General features: G+C 64.2%; 17 protein-coding genes and 1 tRNA gene. 7 read left to right on the forward strand and 11 right to left on the reverse strand.

Annotated elements, in window-relative coordinates:
* Positions 1 to 167: 167 nt before the first annotated feature.
* The 4 genes from C8J33_RS20065 to C8J33_RS20080 are packed head-to-tail and all read right to left on the reverse strand — an operon-like array spanning position 168 to position 2665.
* Positions 168 to 956, reverse strand: coding sequence for a rhomboid family intramembrane serine protease (locus C8J33_RS20065; RefSeq protein ID WP_132665124.1), 789 nt, complete (start codon positions 954 to 956; stop codon positions 168 to 170).
* Between the two features lie 45 nt (positions 957 to 1001).
* Positions 1002 to 1580 carry a cob(I)yrinic acid a,c-diamide adenosyltransferase gene (locus C8J33_RS20070; RefSeq protein WP_132665125.1) on the reverse strand — a complete coding sequence of 193 codons (579 nt, stop codon included), beginning with the start codon at positions 1578 to 1580 and terminating at the stop codon, positions 1002 to 1004.
* A 1-nt stretch (position 1581) separates the two neighbouring features.
* Complete coding sequence (locus tag C8J33_RS20075; RefSeq protein WP_092935449.1) at positions 1582 to 1779, reverse strand: twin transmembrane helix small protein; 198 nt, start codon at positions 1777 to 1779, stop codon at positions 1582 to 1584.
* Positions 1780 to 1831: 52 nt separating this feature from the next.
* A complete protein-coding gene (locus C8J33_RS20080) occupies positions 1832 to 2665 on the reverse strand; it encodes an SDR family oxidoreductase (protein ID WP_132665126.1) in 834 nt (277 codons plus the stop codon).
* Positions 2666 to 2845: 180 nt separating this feature from the next.
* Here C8J33_RS20080 and C8J33_RS20085 point away from each other — a divergent pair, with 180 nt between their 5' ends.
* The gene (locus C8J33_RS20085) at positions 2846 to 3799 is read left to right on the forward strand and encodes a YihY/virulence factor BrkB family protein (protein WP_132665127.1); all 954 of its coding nucleotides are present in this window, start codon (positions 2846 to 2848) and stop codon (positions 3797 to 3799) included.
* Here C8J33_RS20085 and gluQRS read toward each other — a convergent pair.
* Positions 3767 to 4687 (reverse strand): tRNA glutamyl-Q(34) synthetase GluQRS, encoded by a 921-nt coding sequence (gene gluQRS, locus C8J33_RS20090; RefSeq protein ID WP_132665128.1) that lies wholly within the window; start codon positions 4685 to 4687, stop codon positions 3767 to 3769. The genes C8J33_RS20085 and gluQRS overlap by 33 nt on opposite strands.
* 56 nt (positions 4688 to 4743) lie before the next feature.
* Here gluQRS and C8J33_RS20095 point away from each other — a divergent pair, with 56 nt between their 5' ends.
* Together C8J33_RS20095 and C8J33_RS20100 are read left to right on the forward strand one after the other, a co-directional pair.
* Entirely contained in the window at positions 4744 to 5388 is a 645-nt protein-coding gene (locus C8J33_RS20095) for a DNA-3-methyladenine glycosylase family protein (protein WP_132665129.1), read from the forward strand.
* A gap of 135 nt (positions 5389 to 5523) precedes the next feature.
* Positions 5524 to 6081, forward strand: a complete 558-nt coding sequence (locus C8J33_RS20100; protein ID WP_092935441.1) for an HNH endonuclease — start codon at positions 5524 to 5526, stop codon at positions 6079 to 6081.
* A gap of 62 nt (positions 6082 to 6143) precedes the next feature.
* Here the strand turns inward: C8J33_RS20100 and C8J33_RS20105 are convergent, their stop codons facing one another.
* Both C8J33_RS20105 and C8J33_RS20110 read right to left on the reverse strand, forming a co-directional pair.
* Complete coding sequence (locus C8J33_RS20105) at positions 6144 to 6650, reverse strand: disulfide bond formation protein B (RefSeq protein WP_281024623.1); 507 nt, start codon at positions 6648 to 6650, stop codon at positions 6144 to 6146.
* A gap of 106 nt (positions 6651 to 6756) precedes the next feature.
* Positions 6757 to 7368, reverse strand: a complete 612-nt coding sequence (locus C8J33_RS20110; RefSeq protein WP_092935439.1) for a YqaA family protein — start codon at positions 7366 to 7368, stop codon at positions 6757 to 6759.
* Between the two features lie 251 nt (positions 7369 to 7619).
* Between C8J33_RS20110 and C8J33_RS20115 the strand changes: the two genes are divergently transcribed.
* From C8J33_RS20115 to C8J33_RS20135, 4 genes are all read left to right on the forward strand, one after another.
* Positions 7620 to 7704 (forward strand) — tRNA-Leu (locus C8J33_RS20115).
* 482 nt (positions 7705 to 8186) lie between these two features.
* Positions 8187 to 8417 (forward strand): hypothetical protein, encoded by a 231-nt coding sequence (locus C8J33_RS20125; RefSeq protein ID WP_110807777.1) that lies wholly within the window; start codon positions 8187 to 8189, stop codon positions 8415 to 8417.
* A 483-nt stretch (positions 8418 to 8900) separates the two neighbouring features.
* Complete coding sequence (locus C8J33_RS20130; RefSeq protein WP_132665158.1) at positions 8901 to 9134, forward strand: hypothetical protein; 234 nt, start codon at positions 8901 to 8903, stop codon at positions 9132 to 9134.
* Positions 9135 to 9266: 132 nt separating this feature from the next.
* Positions 9267 to 10940 carry an AMP-binding protein gene (locus tag C8J33_RS20135; protein WP_132665130.1) on the forward strand — a complete coding sequence of 558 codons (1674 nt, stop codon included), beginning with the start codon at positions 9267 to 9269 and terminating at the stop codon, positions 10938 to 10940.
* A gap of 17 nt (positions 10941 to 10957) precedes the next feature.
* Here C8J33_RS20135 and C8J33_RS20140 read toward each other — a convergent pair whose 3' ends face one another.
* The 4 genes from C8J33_RS20140 to aidB all read right to left on the reverse strand — a co-directional run bounded on the left by C8J33_RS20140 (position 10958) and on the right by aidB (position 15423).
* Positions 10958 to 12238: a GNAT family N-acetyltransferase gene (locus C8J33_RS20140; protein WP_132665131.1), complete on the reverse strand. Its 1281-nt coding sequence runs from the start codon at positions 12236 to 12238 to the stop codon at positions 10958 to 10960.
* Complete coding sequence (locus C8J33_RS20145; protein WP_132665132.1) at positions 12235 to 13761, reverse strand: lipopolysaccharide biosynthesis protein; 1527 nt, start codon at positions 13759 to 13761, stop codon at positions 12235 to 12237. The genes C8J33_RS20140 and C8J33_RS20145 overlap by 4 nt, the downstream gene beginning before the upstream one ends.
* 100 nt (positions 13762 to 13861) lie before the next feature.
* Complete coding sequence (locus tag C8J33_RS20150) at positions 13862 to 14503, reverse strand: LysE family translocator (protein WP_132665133.1); 642 nt, start codon at positions 14501 to 14503, stop codon at positions 13862 to 13864.
* Between the two features lie 95 nt (positions 14504 to 14598).
* Positions 14599 to 15423 (reverse strand): AidB family quorum-quenching N-acyl homoserine lactonase, encoded by an 825-nt coding sequence (aidB, locus tag C8J33_RS20155; protein ID WP_132665134.1) that lies wholly within the window; start codon positions 15421 to 15423, stop codon positions 14599 to 14601.
* Positions 15424 to 15433 lie beyond the last annotated feature (10 nt).

Below are 15433 nucleotides of genomic sequence, written 5' to 3' on the forward strand. Positions count from 1 at the left end.
TATTCCCTTGCCGCCCCGTCAGTCGATTGGCGACATCGATACGCGTTTTTTCCACAAATACAATCTTGCCTGAATGCGCTCCCGGTCCCGACGCGTAAATTACTGACCTTTACGTGCACGTCAATAGTTCCTGCGAAAATTCTCGTGGAGATGTGTCCGGTTTCCGTTCACGGTCGCGTGCCCCAGGGCCCCGTTCCGCCCTGCGGCGTTGACGGTAGGGTCTCGCGCGGTGCGGTCTCCACGAGGCGCACGGCCTTGGGTACGACGACGACCCGGTCGAAGAGGGGAACGCCCTTGCGGCGCATGATGAGGACCAGCAGCAGGCCGGCAAGTATGCCGCCGACATGGGCACCCCAGGAGACATCGGCCGAGGGATCGACGGCGAGCATGTAGAATTGTTGCGCGATCCAGAGGGCGAGCGGGATGAAGGCCGGAAGCGGCAAAGGAATGCGGAAGAGGACGAGCACCCAGACGCGGACTTTGGGGTGCAGGAGGAAATAGGCCGCGACGACACCCGAGACGGCACCGGATGCGCCGATCAGCGGCGCCTGCGAAAACGGGACGACGAAACCGTGGACGACGGCGCCGGCCGCCGCGCAAGCAAGGTAGAAGATCAGGAAGCGGACGTGCCCCAGCGCATCTTCCACATTGTCGCCGAACACCCAGAGGAACAGCATGTTGGTGCCGAGGTGGTAGAGGTCGGCATGCAGGAAGGCATAGGTAATGTGGGTCGCGGCCTCCGGCACGACGGCGATGCCGGGTGCCAGCGTCGCATCGCCGAAGATCAGTGCCGGGATGTAGCCGAAGCCGAGAAGATCGGCATTGACGGTGGAGGCTTCGACGAAAAGCGGGCCGGTGAGGAAAAAGATCACGACGTTCGCAAGGATCAGCCCGATCGTCACGACCTGCAGGCGGATGTGCTTCAGGTTGTTGCGGTCGTGAAGCGGTATGAACATCGTGTCTCCTCCGGCGCAGGCGGCGTTACCGCGTAAGGCCGGGCCTTACCTTGTAAGACCGGGCACCCAGAGGACGTCGCCGCTGCCGCGATCGTTCAGCCAGCGGGCTGCGACGAAGAGGAAGTCGGAGAGGCGGTTCACATATTCGAGCGCTGCCGGGCTGACTGTCTCGCCGTCGGTGTGCGAGAGGGCGACCATGGAGCGCTCGGCGCGGCGCGCGATGGTGCGGGCGAGGTGCAGGTGGGCTGCAGCCGGGGTGCCGCCGTTCAGCACGAAGGAGCGCAGCGGCTCAAGATCGGCGTTCAAACGGTCGATCTCGCTTTCCAGCCGCGCGACCTGACCGGCGACGATGCGCAGCGGCTCGTAGGGCAGGGTTTCGCCGGTATCCGGCGTCGAGAGGTCTGCGCCAAGATCGAAAAGATCGTTCTGGATGCGTTTCAGCATCGCATCGACCTCCGGTTCGCTCGACGTCGTCAGGCGCGCCATGCCGATCGCAGCATTCGCCTCGTCGATCGTGCCGTAGCATTCGATCCGCAGGTCGTTTTTCAGGCGGCGGGGGCCGGCGGCAAGGCCTGTCGTACCGTCGTCACCGGTGCGGGTGTAGATCTTGTTGAGCTTGACCATGTCAGCGTCCTCCGCCGGTAATCCAGAGCGTCAGCATGATCAGGCCGATGGCGACCGCCTGCAGCAGGACGCGGGCCTGCATCAGCTTGTTGGAGGCGTTGCCGCTGCCGCCCTTGGCCATGGTGATCAGGCCACGGATCAGCACGATGACGACGAGGCCCATCACGAGCAGAGTGAGGCCGGTAAGGAAGGAACTCATGCGCAGTCTTTCTGACGGCCGCTTGCCGTCCCACCAGAGAGAATCCGGCCGCTCAGCCGAGACGCCCGATAATGCGATAGAACAGGCCCGCCGGAAGCAGTTTTTTCAGCCGAGCGCCCTGTTTGGCGGGTTGAGTCACAATATAGTGCGGTCTCGGGCGTTTTGCCGTCAAAGCTTTCACAAGAACGGCATAAACCGCCTCCGGCCCGAGCTTGCCGCGGGACGGGCCGCTTTCGCCGGTCAGCCGGCGCATCTGGCGGGCATATTCCTCCCGGTGGACCGAGCCCTCGAGATCGATATGGCGGCGGATATGCGTGACGGCAGTGGCGGTGAAGCGCGATTCGATCGGGCCGGGCTCGATCAGGCTGACCTCGATGCCGGTGCCAGCAAGCTCCATGCGCAGGGTGAGCGACAGGCCCTCGATGGCGAACTTCGATGCATTATAGGCGCCGCGCCATTTGTAAGGCACGATGCCGAGAATGGAGGAGCATTGCACGATGCGGCCACGGCCCTGCGTACGCATGACCGGGATGATGCGGCGGGTCAGGTCGTGCCAGCCGATGACGTTGGTTTCGAGCTGCAGGCGAAGCGCCTCGGTCGGCAGATCTTCGACCGCGCCAGCCTGCCCGTAGGCGCCGTTGTTGAACAGCGCATCCAGCCGCCCGCCGGTCAGCGCCAGAACCGCCTCGACCATGGCCGCGATCGTTTCCGTGCGGGTGTAGTCCATCAGGAAGGTTTCGATGCCGTCGGCCTCCAGTCCGACGCGGTCTTCCTCCCGGCGGACGGTGGCGAAGACGCGCCAGCCGTCGCGGGTCAGCGCCTTTGCCGCATAGGCGCCGATGCCGGAGGAGCATCCTGTGACGATGATGGAAGGGCGATCTGTCATGAGGCTCCGTCGGTTCCGGACTTTGCGTGCGGGCAGGTGGACTTGGAGCGCTGGTTTCCCATATTCGCAGGCAGGTGACAATCTTGCAGCGCCTGCCTGAATGAACGTGCATGAAACCAAATCGCGACGCGTTACGTATCCCGGTAGAGGGGACGTCGTGCCCTTGAGAGCGGAGACCGGATGCCGTTGTTCCTGCGTATGGCCTGGAAGGTCACATTCGATGCGCTGTGGCATTTCAGCGACGATGACGGCTGGGCGATGGCCAGCCACGTCGCACTGTCGTCGCTGCTCGCGATCTTCCCGTTTCTGATCTTCGGTACCGCACTCGGCAGCTTTCTGGGGGCCGACCAGTTCGCAACGACGGCTGTCCACCTGATCTTCGACACCTGGCCCCCGTCGATCGCAAAGCCGATCGCCGACGAGATCGTGCAGGTGCTGACGACGCCGCGCGGTGGGTTGCTGACCGTCTCGGTGCTGGCTGCGGCTTATTTCGCCTCCAACGGCGTCGAGGCGCTGCGCATTTCGCTCAATCGTGCCTACCGCGTTGCGGAGAGCCGGCCCTGGTACGTGACGCGCATCGCCAGCCTTGGCTTCGTGCTGGCAGGCGTCGTCATCCTCGCCTTCGTCAGCCTGCTGCTCGTGGCGGTACCGCTCGCGCTGCGCTATGCCGACCGCTGGCTGCCCTGGCTGGACGAGGTTCTGTCCATGGTCGACAATTGGGGCCTGGCGCTCGCGCTTCTGATCCTGACCGGCGGGCTGATCGTGTCGCATCTCTGGCTACCCGACGGCCGGCGCAAGATCATGGACGTGCTGCCCGGCATCCTCATCACGCTCATCGCATGGACGATCGGCGCCTTCGGCTTCGCCTCCTACCTCTCGACCTTTGCCAACTACGTTTCGACCTATGCCGGGCTCGCCTCGATCATGATCGTACTCGTGTTTCTCTATATGGTCGGCGCCATCTTCATCATCGGCGCAGAAATCAATGCCGCGATCATGAAGTACAAGGTCAAGCGCATGGTCATCCGCCATTTCCGCGGCATGCCGGCAGTCGAGGCCGCTGCGACGCGCGACATCGCGCTTCCCGACGATGAGGCGTCCTCAGAGCAGAAGCGCGCGGACATGCGCGGCTGAGAGGCCGCTTTCCCTGAGCGCACCCAGACCCGTATCGCGATGGCTTTTCGACAGCTTGCGCCCGTCCGGCCCGAGGATGAGGCGGTGGTGGTGGTAGACGGGTTCCGGCAGGTCGAGCAGGGTCTGGAGCAGGCGGTGCACCGCTGTAGCGTGAAACAGGTCCTGCCCGCGCACGACATGCGTCACGCTCTGCAACGCATCGTCGATTGTCACCGACAGGTGGTAGCTGGAGGGCGCATCCGGTCGCGACAGAATGACATCGCCCCACGCTTCCGGCCGTGCCGTGATCGCGCCTGCCGCGCTTTCCGGATTGTCCGTTCCGCCTTGAGGGCGGGTTCCGGTCTCGCGCCATGTGAGCGGCCTGTCGATGGCGCTGCAGGCTTTCCGCATGTCCAGACGCCAGGCATAGGGGCGTCCGGTCGTCTCTGCCGCGGCAACCGCTTCCTCTTTCTGCCGGGCGTTCCACGTTCGCTCGGAACCCGGATAAAGCGGCGCACCGTCGGGATCGCGTGGCCATGTGCCGCCGCCGGCCTCGGTGGCTGTGACATGCGCGCGGATCTCGCCGCGCGTGAGGAAAGCGGGGTAGACGAGGCCACGGGCCTTGAGGCGGTCGAGCGCGGCCTCGTAGTCGGAAAAATGTTCGGACTGGCGCCGCACGGGTTCTTCGAAGGTGAGGCCGAGCCAGGCGAGATCCGTGAAGATTGCCTGTTCGAATTCCGGTCGGCAGCGGGTGCGGTCGATATCCTCCAGCCGCAGCAGAAGCCGGCCGCCTGCAGCGCTCGCAAAGTCTGCGTTGAGGAGGGCAGAAAGCGCATGGCCGAGGTGAAGGGCGCCGTTGGGGCTCGGCGCGAAGCGATAGACCGGGGGCTTTAACGGGCTGTTCGGCATGGTCTTCTTCTGCCATCAATGCGCAGCCGGGCCAAGACGGCAGGGGAACCCTCACGATGCGGATTTCGAGCGATCACGATGTCTCCCTCGGCCTTGCGGCCCTGGGCACGCTCGATCCCCGCCTTGCGCCCATCATCGCAGCTGCCGGACCGGTGCCGCTGCGGCGGTCCGAACCCGGCTTTTCCGGGTTGGCCGCAATCATCGTGTCGCAGATGATCTCCAAGGCGAGTGCGGCGGCGATCTGGAACCGGATGACATTGCGGCTCGGCATGGTCGAGGCGGGCGCATTCCTCGCGCTTGCCGAGGAGGATGGCCGTGCCATCGGCCTGTCGGGTTCAAAGATCAAGGCCTTGCGCGCCGCAGCTGTTGCCGTGGAGGCCGGGGTGCTCGATCTGGAAGGGATCTGCGATATGGACCCGGACGCTGCCATCGCGGCGCTGGGTGCGCTACCCGGCATCGGCCGCTGGACGGCGGAGGTCTATCTCGTCTTCTGTGCGGGTCACCCGGATGTGTTTCCGGTCGGGGACGTCGCGCTGCAGAGCGCTGTGGCGCATGCCTTTCGTCTGGAGGCGCGACCCTCTGCGCGGGCGCTGGAGACCATCAGCCTCGCGTGGAGCCCCTGGCGCAGTGTCGCGGCGCGGCTGTTCTGGGCGTATTATGCGCGCTGTATGCGCCGCGATGTCGCACCTGTTCTGGCCTGATGCGGGGTCGCATCGTGTGGCGCGTAACCATCTGAAATGAATCTTTTGTTCCCGATTTCCTTTCGGCTTCACAATCCTGACGTAACGGGCCTAATATAGAAGTGCAGATGCCGAATCGATCAGGAGTCACTGGACTTGACGATTGCAGTCTCACCTCAGGCCTTGCCTGCGCTCGTGTTGAACGCGGACTACCGGCCTCTTAGTTATTACCCTTTGTCGCTCTGGTCCTGGCAGGACGCGATCAAGGCGGTCTTCCTTGACCGTGTCGTTATTCTCGCGGAATACGACCACCAGGTTTCTTCGCCCAGCTTTTCGATGAAGCTTCCGAGCGTCGTGTGCCTGAAGAGCTACGTTCAGCCCTCGCGCCACCCGGCCTTCACCCGCTTCAACGTCTTCCTGCGGGACCGGTTCGAGTGCCAGTATTGCGGCTCGCCGGACGACCTGACCTTCGATCACGTCATTCCGCGCTGCCATGGCGGCCAGACGACCTGGGAGAACGTGGTGGCCGCATGCTCGCCCTGCAACCTGCGCAAGGGCGGCAAGATGCCGCGCAATGCCGGCATGTTCCCGCACCAGAAGCCGTATCACCCGACGGTTCAGGACCTTCACAATAACGGCCGTCTGTTCCCGCCGAATTTTCTGCATGAAAGCTGGATGGACTATCTCTACTGGGATGTCGAACTACAGCCATAAGGCTTGGCTGTGGTGAATAGCCGACTGGTTTCGAGGGCGCCTGAAGGGGCGCCCTTTTCGCGTTATCGCGCCTTGACGGCGCCGCGGACGGCAAGCGCCGCGAGCACGAGGCTCGCCAGCACGTTCCAGCCGGCGAACGACAGGCCGAGCACGCGGAGCGCCGCATCCGTGCAGGACGGGCCGTGCTTGCTGTCGAGATCGCCCAGGAGATCGCCGACATTGGCCGAGACGCCCTGCGCCGAGGTTGCGCAGCTTGAGGGTCCCTCCCAGAAATGCCACTCGACGCCTGCATGGTAGATGCCGATGCCGGCACCGACCAGCATCATGATTGCCACGACCGCCAGCAGGAGCCGGGGCAGCCAGGCCGGCATGGGGAAGGCGGCGCTAATGATCGCGAGCACGCCGACGGGAATACCGTAATAATAGGGCTCGCGCTGCATCAGGCAGAGCGCGCAGGGGATATAGCCGCCGAGATGCTCGAAGCCGAGCGCGGTTCCCACCGTAACGATCATGCCGAGCGTGACGAGGACGGCGGAGGACAGGGCAGGGGAGCGTTGGATGGCTGTCACGGTCTACGGGCTCCGGAAGGCAGGTTCGCTGTGCGGGTCACGAAGCCCTTATAGCATATCGGTGGGGATCGAAATCTGTTTTGCGGCGGCGGCTTCGCGTGAAGTGTCAGGGCGTGACGATCTCGGGATTGTGCAGGAAGAAGCGATAGGCGACGAAAAGGACGATCAGCGCGGCGGCGGCGACCGCCGAGATCAGGCCGAGGCGCTTCTCGATGAAATGCCGGATCTCCTCGCCATAGCGGCGCAGCAGCCAGGCCAGGAGAAAGAAGCGCGCGCCGCGCGCGATGATGGCGCAGACGATGAACAGTCCGAGGTGGATACCCGCGACGCCGGACAGGATCGTCACGACCTTGATGGGCGGCAGATGTGCGAGGCCTGAGGTGATCAGCAGCAGCACCAGCATCTCGTTGCTGAAGGACGCCCGCATCGTCTCGAACGCTTCGAGCTTGCCGTAGAATTCGAGCACCGGCCGCGCCAGCGCCTCGAAGGCGTAATGCCCGAGATACCAGCCGGCGATGCCGCCGAGCACGGAAGCGACCGTCGCGACCGCCGCATAACGCCAGGCGCGCTCCGGCCGTGCGAGTGCCATCGGTAGGAACAGAACGTCTGCGGGCACGAGGAAGATGGAGCTTTCCACGAAGGCGATGACGGCAAGCCAGACCTCGGCCGACTTGCGCGCGGCAAGCGACATGGTCCAGTCGTAAAGGCTGCGGAGCATCGGCAATTCCTCGTTCACGTAACAAGACGGGGCAACGCCCCGGACGAGGCATCCATCAGCTTCTATGCAGGAATACAGCCCCTGTAAATCACCACGGCGCGCCTGATGCTGCTCCGCACCATCGTTTCCCGATCCCGCCGTCTGCCGATGGACCGTCTTGCCCATTCTCTCGCGCAATTGCCACGCCGACCGCGAAATCCCGGTTGACCAAGCCCGCCCCACCCGTATAAATCCCGATCCTGCCTCTCCGTGCCCCATTGGCGGAATTGGTAGACGCGCTCGACTCAAAATCGAGTTCCGAAAGGAGTGCTGGTTCGACTCCGGCATGGGGCACCATCACACCACCTGAAAATTCAGATCGCCGCATGCCCGTGTCCTCGCCTCGGACCGACGTCCGCACGCTCTTTCCGCCCCTTGAACTTCCGACGCACAGCTTCATTTTTATCCGGTAAGGCGGGAGAAGCCGGGATGGTCGAGGCGCGGTATGGGGTGCGGCAGGAGCGGAGCGGGGGTTGGACGGTCATCGATGAGGTGACCGGGCTGCCGGCGGCGTCGGATGGGCGGGACCTGACGGGGCTTGAGCGGGAGGACGCGCGCGATATTGCGGATGTTCTGAACCGGGACGACCGATCGCAGCGGCGGAGTTCCTTGGTTTAGCGCTGGGGTATAGCGCTGAGTACAGGCGCTGCAGTTTTGCCTGTGGAGGTAGATCACGTTTTTGAGATGGTGGTTCGTTCTGCATCTGTCGGATATCGCGGTGCGACAGGATGCGTTAGGTTGAACAGACGATGCCGAGCACGCGGGCCTTGGGAGTGAAAATGCAGACGCCGGATTTCATACCTCGCCAATTGCTACCGGATCCTGTCGAGGAGAGCGCCAACCGGCTTGCGGAACACGTGGCCGGCGTTCACATGGAAACCGGTGAGTTCAGCATCATGACCATCACGGTCGAGGACGTCGTGATCGACGGGGTCGATATGGGTGACTACGAGGTCGTCGTTCGCCAGGTCAAGGCGCCGGAATTTCTCGACCTTGATGCCGAGGAATGATCGGCCAGTACGCGTCTTCGGTATCGTGAGCCTGATATTTCCCGGATGATACGCGGTGCTGTCGAAGGCGTCGGCCATGAGCCGATGCCGGTCATCTCGCGAGTGCGCGCGAGCGGACGAATGTCCGTCTCGTGCTTCGCCTGAGGCGAGGAAAACAGGGGAAAGGGGTGCGCGGACGCTCTACAAACCGCGCGTGGCCAGACAATCGCACGGCAATCCTGAAGGCTTTGTAAAGATTGCAGGGCCTTCTGCGCTTCCGGCGCGCGCTTCTCTCAAGTCATTCATTTCCAAAGTCTTTTTTTACTGAAGTGCTGATGTGGCCATGTCGTTTCCTTAGGCCGCAGGCCTGATCGTCTCATGTCGAGACACAAGTAGAAGCTTCTTAACCGGCCTGATGCAAGGCGTTTGCCGGAAAGGGACAGGGCGTGTCATTCTGAACCCGAACCTTACATATCGGGAGACGCTTCCTTGGCGCAGGCATCGATGACAGTTTCCACGCAGAGGGCCTCCGAAAAAGGTCCGGAACGCGAAGTCGATATCGTCATGAGCGCGGTCTTTGCATGGTGTGCCGAGAGGCGGATCGGTTTGCGGACACAGGCCGGCGTCAGTGCCGCGAGCGCTGCCATCGAGCTTTTCGAGCGCGGCTACCGGACGCCGGATGGGCTCTTTCATGCGCTGCACGGCCTGAGCGGTACGGAGATGGCGCATTACGGCTGAGGCGTGACCAGATGATGTGGGCTGCTGTCTCCGCTTGTTGTCGAGGGGCGGGCGGTTGATTGATCTGCCGGCCGGGGCGGTGATAGGGTCGGAGGCTGCCGCCTTGTCGGCATCTTCTTCCCAAGGCAGTTCATGCTCCCGACGTCTTCCACCTATGAGGCCCTGATCCGGGACTTTACCTGGGACATTCCGCACCGGTTCAACATCGGTGTGGCCGTCAGCGATGCCTGGGCTGCAAGGGCGCCGGAGCGGGTCTGCCTGCAGCATTTCAGCCCGGATGGCCACCACGAGGCACTGACCTACGGCGCCTTTGCCGCACGATCGTCTTCGCTTGCCGCCGGGCTTCTTACGCACGGGGTTTGCCCAGGTGAGCGTATCGCCATTCTGCTGCCGCAGGGTTTCGAGGCGGCGATCGCGCATGCGGCGATCTACAAGCTCGGCGGTATCGCCCTGCCGCTGGCGCTGCTCTTCGGCGTGGAGGCTTTGGAATACCGGCTGAGGGATGCCGGCGCTTGCGTCGTGGTCACGGATCGTTCCGGGGCTTTGCGGCTTCAAGACATCAGGGCGCGGTTGCCGGATCTGCGGCTGGTCGTCTGCACGGACGGGGGCGAGGGGGCAGACGATACGATCGGGTTCGATGTGCTGGCGGCAACCGACGCAAGCGGCTTCGTTGCGGCGGAGACCGGGCCGGACGATCCGGCCCTGATGATCTACACCTCCGGCACGACCGGGCCGCCGAAGGGTGCGCTGCATGGACACCGCGTCTTGCTCGGTCATCTCCCCGGCTTCCAGTTTCACCATGCCGGCCTGCCGCAGGCGGGCGATCGCATGTGGACGCCGGCCGACTGGGCCTGGGCGGGTGGGCTCCTCAATGCGCTTCTGCCGTCGTTGATGCTCGGCGTTCCCGTCGTGTCCTCGCCTGCGCAGAAGTTCGATCCGCATATGGCGTTCCGCATCCTGTCGGAGATGAAGGTGCGCAACGCCTTCATTCCGCCGACGGCCCTGCGGTTGATGAAGGCGGTGGAGAACCCCAAGGCGCAGTACGCCTTCGACATGCGAACGGTGGGAGCGGCGGGAGAGGCGCTGGGGCGCGAGACGTTCGAGCAGGCGTCCAAGGCGCTTGGCGTCGAGATCGCCGAGTTCTACGGGCAGACGGAATGCAACATCGTCATTTCCTCCAGTGCCGCCTATGGCGTTCTGAAGTCGGGATCGATGGGCAAGGCGGCGCCGGGCCATGTGGTGGAGATCATCGACGATGACGGGCAGGTTCTGCCGCGGGGCGAGGTGGGGCAGGTTGCCGTGCGGCGGCCCGATCCGGTGATGTTCCTCGGCTACTGGGGAAACGCGGCGGCGACGCAGGCAAAGTTCATCGGCGACTGGATGACGACCGGGGACCAGGCCGTGATGGACGAGGAGGGCTATATCAGCTTCTTCGGGCGGGACGACGATGTCATCACCTCGTCCGGATTTCGGATCGGGCCGAGCGAGGTCGAGGATTGCCTGGTCGGCCATCCCGCCGTCAGCATGGCCGCCGTCATCGGCAAGCCGGATCCGGTTCGCACGGAAATCGTGAAAGCCTATGTGGTGCTAGCCGAGGGTTATACCGCCTCGGACGTGCTGGCGGCGGCCCTTTCCGACTGGGTGAAGACGCGGCTGTCGATGCATGAATATCCGCGCGAGGTGGCGTTTGTGGATGCGCTGCCGCTGACGACGTCGGGCAAGATCATTCGGCGGCTGCTCAGGGACGCTGATGTCCGGGAGCTGTCGGCTCGGGAGCCATCGTACCGGGGGGAGGGCCCCGCGTAGCAAGCGCTACGCTCGTCTTACCGGAAGCTCTTCGGCGTCAGCGCGCGCATCTTTTCGCGCAGCAGGCGGGCCATGTTGCGGGTGTTGCGGTAGAGGTGGAGCTGGGTCGCGACCTGGCGGACGTCGCGGTCGCGATTGGCGCGCAAGCCGATGACCAGGGTTCCCATCTCCTCACGCTCTTTCCAGAACCGGCTCATGATCGGGTGATCGGGCACCGCACAGCTGTCGGACTTGAGGATGTTCGCATCGTCCAGATGCCACTCCGTCAGTTCGCGCAGCAGCAGCTTGCCGGGAGAGTAGCGGGCGTAGGTCTCGTCGTAGCCGGTTTTCCAGGTATAGGCTTCGCCGCCCATCATGAAGACCACCATTGATGCGATGGCCACGCCGTCGAGGTCGATCGTGTGGATGCGCACGGCATCGGCTTCGGCAAGATTGGTGATCGCTTCCCGGGCGAAAGCCGCGCGGTAGCGGTCCATGACGATCGCCGTGCGCTGGCGGCCCTTCCAGCCGGAGGCTTCCAGTGCGAGGAACTCCTCCATGCGCAGACGGACGTCTTCCGGCTGGCGCGCGACGGAATGGGTGACGGTGCCGAGGCGCGAGAGCAGGGTCCACTGGCGGCGCAGCTCGCGCAGATGGGCGGGGCTGATCGCGCGGCGCAGATAGGTTTCGCCATCGAGCAGGCTGTCGAGGACGGGCCGGCTGAACGTGTCGGTGACGGTGAGCGGCAGGTTGCGGCTGATGGCGACGGCGCGGACGAGACGGGCCAGCGGCCCCTTCAGGCGGATATCGGGCAGGACCAGGATCGGCGGCAGGCCCGCTTCGGGATTGGCCAGCGCATCGAACAGGTTGTCGAGCGTTTCCGCGGCTTCTTCCGTATCCAAGAGCGGCGTGCCGAGCGGACCGAAGGGGTTGGCCCAGGCGCGGATGATCGGCGAGCCGATGGCAAAGCCCGGCCTTTCCACGGAGAACGGCATCAGGAAACGCAGGCGGCTACGCGTCTCGCTGCGGTCGCGGATGACGGCGAGCCGGACCACACGATCCTCGAGCCGGGGCATGGCCGGGGCCAGGAAGCGGCCGGAAAAGAACACGTTCGGCTCTATGGCGCGGTTGGATAGGAAATCGAGTTCCTCCTGCAGATCGTAGCCGGCGCGGGCAGGGTAGACACAGAATTCGCGTCCCGGACGCCCGGTCCGCATCAGCGTGTCGGCCGGGATGTGGTCGTTGCCCAGTTGCCCGCGGCGGGGCAGCTGCGAGGGACGGCTGTTGGCGTCTGTCGGGAACTGGGGCGTGACGCTCATGGTCGGCTGGCCTCTGCATCCATCGGTCTTGTCGTCGTTTGGTCCACATCGAGAATGCCCCTATCAGGAATGCCTCTATCAGGAAGGCCCCTATCAGGAAGGGTGGTATCGACGGGTCCGGACTGGGGAGCGGCAAAGGCGAAGAGCCGGATGCCGAAGGTGTGGCGCACGGCAAGGTGCAGCAATGTCGCCTCGACCATCATGGCGCCCGCCGTTGCCAGGGCAGCACCCGTCAGCCCGAAGACGGGGATGAGGGTGACGTTGAGCGCGAGATTGGCGGCAAGGGCTGCGGCGTAGAGCTTGACGCAGAGCGCCTGCTGGCCGCCCATGGTGAGCAGCGCCTCCGCCGGGCCGATGAGCGCCTTGGCCATGATGCCGGCAAAGAGGATCGCCATCAGCGGGTAGCCGGACATGAAGGCGGGCCCGAACAGGGAGAGAAGGAAGCCGCCGGATGCCAGAACGCAGCCGCCGACGAAGAGCGAAGGCCAGAAGCACCATCTGGCGCTTTCGATGGCGATGGCAGACAGCTGCTGCCGATCGGGCTTGCCCATGCCCGATTTCCCCATTGCCGCGGAGAAACGCGGCGCGGCGGCAGCCTTGACGGCGAACATCACGAAATGGACGAGCGCCATCGTCTTGGCGGCGGCAAAGTAGATCGCGACGCTTTCCGGATCGAGCGCGATGCCGACGAGCACGACATCCGAGTTCGTCAGCATAAAGCCAAAGCCCTCGATGAGGAAGATCGGCAGGGCGACGCGCAGCCAGGTGCGGAATTCGAGGCGGAGCGGGCCGGCGCGATAGCGTTTGCGCAGGCGCCAGGTGAGAATAAAGAACTGCCCGACGCTCGTGACATAGGTGGCCACCATGGCGGCGATCATCGCGGTCCGTGCAGTGGACGGCTCGCCGGACCAGACGGCGCCGACCATGAAGGCAAGGATAAGGACGGGCCGGACGATGTAGGTGGGGCTGAGGGCCGAGACCGCCCAACTATGTGCCCGCGAAGTGCCGTCCATCACGTCGCCGAGCGCGATCATCGGCAGGGCGAAGATGCCGAGATACAGCGGCACGAGATAATAGCCGTTGACGAGATCTCCGAAGACGATCAGCCCGCCGATGCCGACGACCGCGAGCACGGTGGCCGACAGGAGGGCGAAAATCCGCACCGTCGCCGTCATGCCGCGGATTTCGTCCAGTGCGTTGACGGCGTGATATTGCGGCACGAAGCGGATGATGGCGGTGTGGAAGCCGAGGCAGGAGAGGTTGCCGAACAACACGACCAGCACCCAGACGAAAACGAAGATGCCGTATTCGAACTCGCCCATCATGCGGGCCATGATGATCTGCGAAACGAAGGCGATGCCGGCGCTGACCACGCGGATGGCGAAGGCGACGAGCGCCATGCGCTGGGCAAGGTGTTTTGGGTCATCGCTGGTGAGCAGCGGCTCCAGCCGGCGCATGTGCGGCAGGAGCCGGTCTTTCAGACCCGGCGGCAGAATTCGTTCTGCCGTTTGACACGCTGCCATGAACACGAAACGCTACCCGACCTGTACGCAGTACGACAAGGCGGGATGATGCGGTATCGGCGTTAATATTCCGTTGGGATGGACGCTCGAATGGCAGGGATTACGCCCGGCTCAACGCCACGTTGAGGCCGAGCCCGACGAGGATCGTGCCACCGATCTTCTGCATCAGGCGCTCGGCCCGACCCGATGTGCGCAGCCGCGCGAGAACCGCTTCCGCAAGCAGGACGCAGACGATATCCGCTAGCGAAAACATCATGTTGACGATGGTGCCAAGCACGGCGAACTGGACCCAGACCGGGATGGCGGCCGCGGGTTCGACGAACTGCGGCAGGAAGGCGAGGAAGAAGATGGCCGTCTTCGGGTTCAACACCTCGACCATCATGCTCTCCACGAAGGCGCGGCGGGCCGATTTCGGCGCAAGGCCCTGCACGGCGCTCCCGTCGCCTTCGCTGCGGGCCGGCGTGCGGAACAGGACGATGCCGAGATAGACGAGATAGGCGGCGCCGGCGAGCTTGACGGCCAGATAGGCCGTGGGCACGGCTTGGAAGAGCATGGACAGGCCAGCCGCTGCGGCGATCACGTGGACATAGCAGCCGAGATGGATCCCGAGCGTCGCCATGAGACCCGCTCGCCGGCTGGCCGCGACGGTGCGGGCGGCGACATAGAGCATGGCTGGGCCCGGCAGAAAGGCAAACAGGCCTGCGGTGATGAGGAACGGAAGAAAGAGATCCAGAGATGTCATGATACGCCCCCTTGAAGAACACGATCATGACGCAGGCGGAGACGTGCAGCAAGGTGGTTGCGTCGTTTGGCCGAACGGAACCACGTGTGCCCGGTCTAGAGGCCGATCATCCGAAAGCCAGTCTGCGCGCGTTCGATCCGGCCGAAGCCGTGGAGATGGCCGCCGCCGACGATCCATCCGTGTTGTGCGGCCTGTTCCAGCGTTGCAAGGCGGGTGGCTGCGCTCTGCACCGGGTCGAGATCGAAGACCAGGCCGAGCTTCGGATCGGCGAGCTGCAACTCGGCGATGTGAAGCGCATCCGCGAGGATCAGAAGGTCGTCTTCGCTGCCCTGCAGGCTGAAGCCCATCTGGCCCGGCGTGTGGCCGGGGAGGGGGACGGCCTCGATGCCCTCGAAGATCGGACCGGCGGACAGGCTGCGGATTCGTGAACCATAGGCCCGTTGCATTTTGTCAGCGACGGTAAAGCCGCCCCGGCGCGCCTCCGATACGGTTTCGCGCAGGGCCGGATCGCCGAAAAAGGCGAGATCGGCGTGCGGCACGAGAATATCGGCGTTCGGAAAGTAGGCGGTGCCGTCATCGTTCAAGAGACCGTAGGCATGGTCACCATGGATGTGTGTCAGCAGGACGCAGGTGATGCTCTCGGGCGTAAACCCCTTGGCCTCCATCGCAGGGCGGGCATGGCCGAAGCCCGGTCCCCAAGCCGTACCGGCTCCCGTGTCGATCAGCATGTCGCCGTCCGGGCCGCGGAGCGCAAAGCAGTTGACGTCCAGCATCGTGGATGTCTTGCCCCATCGCTCGACGGTCGAAGCAGAGGCCTCGGGGCCGTCGAGGTGATGGAGGTACTCGGCCTTCGCCTCAAAGAGACCGTCGTTGAAGACGAAGATCTCGTAACGGCCGATCTGCAGGGCTTCATCCTTCATGCTGCGAACC

The sequence above is a fragment of the Rhizobium sp. PP-CC-3G-465 genome, assembly GCF_004343445.1.
In the GTDB taxonomy this organism is placed as follows: domain Bacteria; phylum Pseudomonadota; class Alphaproteobacteria; order Rhizobiales; family Rhizobiaceae; genus Ferranicluibacter; species Ferranicluibacter rubi.

Bases quoted from the DNA above. Each gene is read 5' to 3' on its own strand.
- C8J33_RS20110 (WP_092935439.1), bottom strand. From the start codon at position 7,368: ATGCTCCGCAGCCTTTACGACTGGACCATGTCGCTTGCCGCGCGCAAG.
- C8J33_RS20145 (WP_132665132.1), bottom strand. From the start codon at position 13,761: ATGGCAGCGTGTCAAACGGCAGAACGAATTCTGCCGCCGGGTCTGAAA.
- C8J33_RS20135 (WP_132665130.1), top strand. From the start codon at position 9,267: ATGCTCCCGACGTCTTCCACCTATGAGGCCCTGATCCGGGACTTTACC.
- aidB (WP_132665134.1), bottom strand. From the start codon at position 15,423: ATGAAGGATGAAGCCCTGCAGATCGGCCGTTACGAGATCTTCGTCTTC.
- C8J33_RS20085 (WP_132665127.1), top strand. From the start codon at position 2,846: ATGCCGTTGTTCCTGCGTATGGCCTGGAAGGTCACATTCGATGCGCTG.
- C8J33_RS20075 (WP_092935449.1), bottom strand. From the start codon at position 1,779: ATGAGTTCCTTCCTTACCGGCCTCACTCTGCTCGTGATGGGCCTCGTC.
- C8J33_RS20065 (WP_132665124.1), bottom strand. From the start codon at position 956: ATGTTCATACCGCTTCACGACCGCAACAACCTGAAGCACATCCGCCTG.
- C8J33_RS20150 (WP_132665133.1), bottom strand. From the start codon at position 14,503: ATGACATCTCTGGATCTCTTTCTTCCGTTCCTCATCACCGCAGGCCTG.
- C8J33_RS20080 (WP_132665126.1), bottom strand. From the start codon at position 2,665: ATGACAGATCGCCCTTCCATCATCGTCACAGGATGCTCCTCCGGCATC.
- C8J33_RS20125 (WP_110807777.1), top strand. From the start codon at position 8,187: ATGCAGACGCCGGATTTCATACCTCGCCAATTGCTACCGGATCCTGTC.
- C8J33_RS20070 (WP_132665125.1), bottom strand. From the start codon at position 1,580: ATGGTCAAGCTCAACAAGATCTACACCCGCACCGGTGACGACGGTACG.
- gluQRS (WP_132665128.1), bottom strand. From the start codon at position 4,687: ATGCCGAACAGCCCGTTAAAGCCCCCGGTCTATCGCTTCGCGCCGAGC.
- C8J33_RS20130 (WP_132665158.1), top strand. From the start codon at position 8,901: ATGACAGTTTCCACGCAGAGGGCCTCCGAAAAAGGTCCGGAACGCGAA.
- C8J33_RS20095 (WP_132665129.1), top strand. From the start codon at position 4,744: ATGCGGATTTCGAGCGATCACGATGTCTCCCTCGGCCTTGCGGCCCTG.
- C8J33_RS20140 (WP_132665131.1), bottom strand. From the start codon at position 12,238: ATGAGCGTCACGCCCCAGTTCCCGACAGACGCCAACAGCCGTCCCTCG.